Annotated in this window: 1 protein-coding gene; it reads left to right on the top strand. The window is 30.2% G+C overall.

Annotation, left to right across the window (positions count from 1 at the left end; genetic code table 11):
• Window positions 1-98 precede the first annotated feature (98 nt).
• On the top strand, window positions 99-782 hold the full coding sequence (locus HSX10_RS18625) for a hypothetical protein (protein ID WP_173589761.1): 684 nt from the start codon (window positions 99-101) through the stop codon (window positions 780-782).
• Window positions 783-860 lie beyond the last annotated feature (78 nt).

Genomic DNA, 860 nt, shown 5'->3' with positions numbered 1-860 from the left:
CCTCGCGGATTTTCTATTCGGTTTTTATTTGCTAAATTAGGTGCTTAAACACGCCACTAATCATACACAATCACGTTGTGGTTAATTTGACCAAACCAATGAACAGAAAACTGATTTTAATATTTCTACTTGCAATTGTCCAAATTTCTTGGGCTCAAGATTGTGATTTTGAAATACGGAATCTGTCGAATATTCTAAATGGAAAATCGCAACTTATTGACAAATCGCAATACGATAAAATTGTTGAGATTTCAGAAGAATTTGTTGATTTTAAGCCAACATCTGAAATTGAATTGACCAAAAAGTATCCTGAAATTTTCAAACTTAAAGATTCTTGTTATACATTTTCAGCAAACCCAAATATCGGAATTGGAATAAAAACGCCTGAATTAAAAGCGTGTAAATATTTATTAAAAGAAAAAGGATATTCTAATTACGAATTTAAAGGAACTTATTGCGGAAATGCACTAATTGAAATTACTGGTTATGAAAGTTGGGGATTTTTATCAGTTGACTTGAAAAATGGACTGACTTGTTTTACAATGGGAAAACCTTTGACTTCTGACGGAGAAACAGCCATTTCTCACTCAAACTATTATGGAGAAGAGGAAATCGCATTAACGGATTTAAAAACTAAAGAGCAGTACGTTATCGGAATTGAAGGTTGGAGAACGATGGAATCTAAAGTTTTAAATAATAGATACTATTTAAAACTTGAATCTGAATTTCAAACAGATTGCGAAAAGGAAATAAAATATTTGAAAGTGGAAATAAAAAACTAACCACAACAAAGTACTGTGGTAAAAAACAAGTAAAAACTTATTAATTTATTGCTAAAGTACTTCTGTAATTATTATCAT

It is taken from the genome of Winogradskyella undariae (assembly GCF_013285155.1).
GTDB classification, from domain to species: domain Bacteria; phylum Bacteroidota; class Bacteroidia; order Flavobacteriales; family Flavobacteriaceae; genus Winogradskyella; species Winogradskyella undariae.
The sequence above is the reverse complement of the archived record's forward strand: the minus strand, read 5'-3'. Positions and strand labels throughout refer to the sequence as shown.

What these genes read in the sequence shown, in the direction of transcription:
- HSX10_RS18625 (WP_173589761.1), top strand. Translation starts at nt 99, where the DNA reads ATGAACAGAAAACTGATTTTAATATTTCTACTTGCAATTGTCCAAATT.